This is a genomic window from Cecembia sp. (assembly GCF_007126775.1).
GTDB lineage: Bacteria > Bacteroidota > Bacteroidia > Cytophagales > Cyclobacteriaceae > Cecembia.
Genome location: NZ_SLAP01000182.1, coordinates 1 through 3,972, shown reverse-complemented (window position 1 = coordinate 3,972; position 3,972 = coordinate 1). Strand labels below are relative to the sequence as shown.

The following is a 3,972-nucleotide window of genomic DNA, read 5'->3' as shown; positions in this document are numbered from 1 at the left end:
TTTAAAATTAAATGTGAGTTCAATAAAACACGAATTTTACCCAAACCCTCCAAGGGTCTCGAACCCTTGGAGGGCTATTAGTAATGGATACACTCTGAGTAAAGCGAAGAGTCTCAAATAACCAAAGGAGATACTTCGACACTGCAGGCTTCGTCTACCATTGACAGGTTACTGGAACCGTCACCCTGAGTGAAGCGAAAGCCTGCCCCGATCCTTTCGGGGGGTCTCCCAAAATAAGAGGGGATGCTTCTCCCGAATTACTCGGGATCAGTATGACGGCTCGCTAGATGTCATTTACTTTTCTGTAAATACCAAATTTTAAAATCTCGAAGTGACAAGGACAAGTCTTTTTGGATAGCTGTTCTTGTTTGGTTAATTTACCTACCGATCATAAAATCCATTTGGTATGAAAAATTCCTCCTTACTTACCCTTTTTCTTCTACTCCATACCGCTGCTTTTTCTCAAACAATTGAGGAAGAAAAAGCCGCTATTGCCAAGACTATCGAATTCTATTTCGAAGGAATGATGGAAGGAGATCTGGACAAACTGGCTTTGGCTTTTGATTCAAATGCACGGCTTATTGGTTACCTTGGGGAGACTTTTTTGGCAATCCCTTATCAAGATTGGGCAGCTGAAATGGCAAAAGCTGAAAAATTAAACCCTGGAGATTTCAGCAACGAATTGATCGGTTTAGAGCTGAAAGGTTACACGGCAATGGCCAAGACAGAGGGTTTCTGGCCTGGTATTTATTATTTTGATTATCTCACTTTAGTTAAAATTGACGGGAAATGGAAAATTGTTCATAAAACCTGGTATGAGGAAAAGCGGTAATGGCTATTTTTGGAATACCACTAAGGCACCAAGAAAAACATCGTTCTTTTTTTTAATTTCTTCCTGATCATAAATTAAAATTGATATGAAAATAACATCCTTAATTCTTCTCTTTTGTCTGCTGTGTACTGTTGGCTTTTCCCAAACCCTGGAGGAAGAAAAGGCCGCTATTGCCAAGACCATACAATTATATTTCGATGGGATGATGGAAAGAGACCGGGACAAACTCGATCGGGCTTTTGACCCTTCGGCCAGGTTGATCGGGTATAGAGGAGATACCTTTACGGTCACTCCCTATGAAGAATGGGCTTCCGGCACTTCCAGAGGGGAAAAAAGAAATCCGGAAGATTTTAGCAACCACCTGATTGAAGTGGAAGTCAAAGGATACACTGCCCTGGCCAAGACGGAATTATACTGGCCTGGCATCTACTATTACGATTACCTTACTTTGATCAAGATTGATGGAAACTGGAAAATTGTGCACAAGACCTGGTATGAGGAGAAGCGGTAATTGTTTGTACCAAAAACCTTTTACCAAGAACCAAGTACAGTAGATAGCCACAAAGACACCAAGGCACTAAGGTGTACAGTAAATACAAACTATTCGGGATTTGCAATCCCGAACCGGGATATCAAGGATTTGGAATCCTTAGGTAAATTTCATTTTTTCATCACCTTGATATGTTCCACTTTCCTTCCCCATTGGATCTCTACTACAAATATCCCTTTAGGCATTTTTCTGACCAGTTCCTCTATTCCTGCATTCATTTCCCATTCAGAGGCTACGGTCTGCGGTGCTGTGAAGACCATGGGATGGACCAATCTGAAGGTGATGGCTTCCTCCTCATATTGGGAGCTGTCTATCAGGCTGACCCTGAAGTTTTGTCCATCTGTAGGATTGGGGAATGCCCGCCACACTCCATTGGTAACTTCCATGGCAGGCACACGGACAGAAACCACCTTGGAGTAGGCAAAGGTCCCATCAAAATCCACCTGCTTTAAACGGTAATACACGAAATTACCTGTAAACGGAATCTTTTCATCCATAAACTGGTATTCCACCGGGCCATCTGAAAAACCCATTCCATGAATTTGTCCTACCTTAACCCAATTGTCAATATTGTTCAAAGAACGCTCTACCTCGAAATGTGAATTTTCCCATTCCGCAGAGGTAGCCCATTTCAGTTCCACCAAACGCTCTTGTTTTCTGAAACCTGCGTCAAAATAGAGGTATTCTACAGGTAATGCCGAAACCCTAAATAATAAACATACATCATCACCACTTACTGTGGGATTAGTACTTCTTACATTTCCATCAGGATCATCACAACCGTCTCCAACATATCCATCAATATTTACTCCACCACTACCGACAATAATATTTGCATCTCCAAAATCTAATTGAGCTCTAGGACCCTGAAGATTGATTTGAACGTTATCAAGAAAAAAATCATTTCTAGTACTTGATCTAGAATCCATTATCAATGTTCCTCCCTCTTCTATACAAATTGTCACATTCTCCATTGCAGTAATATAAATCAAATTTAATGTCGACCCGCTTCCAACAACGATACAATTATTCGAAATAGTAAATGATGGATTGTTCCCTTGATTTGACCTATTAAGAGTCAAATTAGCGCCTCCGCGTAAAATAATTCCTCCTAAGTTGAAATCGTTAGCAGTCCATATATAATTTCTAGGATCACTAAACCTTGCAATTTGCCCTACAGAAAAGCCACCTGGCCCTGACCAATTTGAAGCATTCAATCCAACATTTAAATTTCCTGTTGAACTGTAAGTTCTAGGGGTACCACAATCAGAACATGCCTGTCCAAATACAACATTTGAAGGGAAAGAAGCCAAAGCAAAGCCCAACAATAAAACAACAATCTTAATTTTTCGGTCCATTTTATCTTAGTAAAGCAAATTACTAGTACAAAAGTAGACCTATTATTTTATATAAAAAACATTTTTAATATATTATTATGCATTTTTATGTATTTAAAATTAAATAAAAAGAGCCAGTATTTGTTCACAGATATATAGCATAGGGGAAGAATAATGTATAAACTACTGATTATCAACTATTAATATATACAAAGTAAAAACCAAAAGAAATTATTTGATCATCGAAAGGTGTAGCTATTTAAAACATACCTGTATCCCTATTGGAAATTCGAAAAAGTGCAGGATTGTGGCTACCAACCACAAAAAAACTAAATAAAGGCTTTACTTCTTCATCACCTTGATATGCTCCACTTTTCTTCCCCATTGGATCTCTACCACAAATACCCCTTTAGGCATTTTTCGTACCAATTCCTCAATTCTCGCATTCATTTCGCTTTCTGAAGTGACGGTCTGTGGTGGGGTGAAAATCATAGGATGAACCAACCTGAAGGTGATGGCTTCCTCATCATACTGGGAGCGGTCAATCAGGCTGACCCTGAAGTTTTGTCCATCTGTAGGGTTGGGAAATGCCCGCCACACCCCATTGGTAACTTCTATGGCAGGCACACGGGCAGACACTACTTTGCTGTAAGCAAATGTGCCGTCAAAATCTACCTGCTTGAGGCGGTAAAAAATATTTCCTCCCACTAAGGGGACTTCCTTGTCTTTAAATTCATAAAACACCGGCGCATCGGAAAAACCTGCACCTTCCACGCGTCCGATACTTTCCCAGTTCTTCACCTGATTGACTGCCCGCTCCACTTCAAAATGCGAATTTTCCCATTCCTTGCCTGTTGCCCATTTCAATTCCACCAAACGCTCCTGTCTTCTGAATGCAGCATCAAAATAGAGGTATTCGACTGGGAGGATCCTAAAAGTCTGACGGACGATAACGATACCGTTGGCGCCATTACCGCCACCTGTTGATCCAGCGCCGCCACCAGAACCTAGTGTAAGTCCATTGCCTCCTACACCACCATTGTTTCCATTCCCTCCTACACCAGAACCGCCTATTCCGCCTGCATCACTGCCACCTCCTGTACTAGTTCCTCCACCACCCGCAGCATAAAAAATATCAATCCCGCTAATTCCGAAAGAAACTCCTGCTCCTCCTGCTCCACCGGGACTATTGCCATTTGGTCCTTGCTGCCCAACAGCTTCGGCACCGCCTCCTCCTCCCCCAGTCCTATTAT

The 3,972-nt window shown here is 41.4% G+C and carries 3 protein-coding genes and 1 pseudogene; 2 read left to right on the top strand and 2 right to left on the bottom strand.

Annotated features, from left to right (window positions below; all coding sequences use genetic code 11):
- The first annotated feature begins 406 nt into the window (after positions 1-406).
- Positions 407-832: a nuclear transport factor 2 family protein gene (locus tag QZT73_RS12120; protein WP_291778794.1), complete on the top strand. Its 426-nt coding sequence runs from the start codon at positions 407-409 to the stop codon at positions 830-832.
- A gap of 85 nt (positions 833-917) precedes the next feature.
- Entirely contained in the window at positions 918-1,343 is a 426-nt protein-coding gene (locus tag QZT73_RS12115) for a nuclear transport factor 2 family protein (protein WP_291778797.1), read from the top strand.
- Between the two features lie 149 nt (positions 1,344-1,492).
- Here the strand turns inward: QZT73_RS12115 and QZT73_RS12110 are convergent, their stop codons facing one another.
- A complete protein-coding gene (locus QZT73_RS12110; protein ID WP_291778799.1) occupies positions 1,493-2,740 on the bottom strand; it encodes a hypothetical protein in 1,248 nt (415 codons plus the stop codon).
- A gap of 321 nt (positions 2,741-3,061) precedes the next feature.
- Positions 3,062-3,972 (bottom strand): annotated as a pseudogene (locus tag QZT73_RS12105) (hypothetical protein); the annotation flags it as partial.

Bases quoted from the DNA above. Each gene is read 5' to 3' on its own strand.
- QZT73_RS12120 (WP_291778794.1), top strand. From the start codon at position 407: ATGAAAAATTCCTCCTTACTTACCCTTTTTCTTCTACTCCATACCGCT.
- QZT73_RS12115 (WP_291778797.1), top strand. From the start codon at position 918: ATGAAAATAACATCCTTAATTCTTCTCTTTTGTCTGCTGTGTACTGTT.
- QZT73_RS12110 (WP_291778799.1), bottom strand. From the start codon at position 2,740: ATGGACCGAAAAATTAAGATTGTTGTTTTATTGTTGGGCTTTGCTTTG.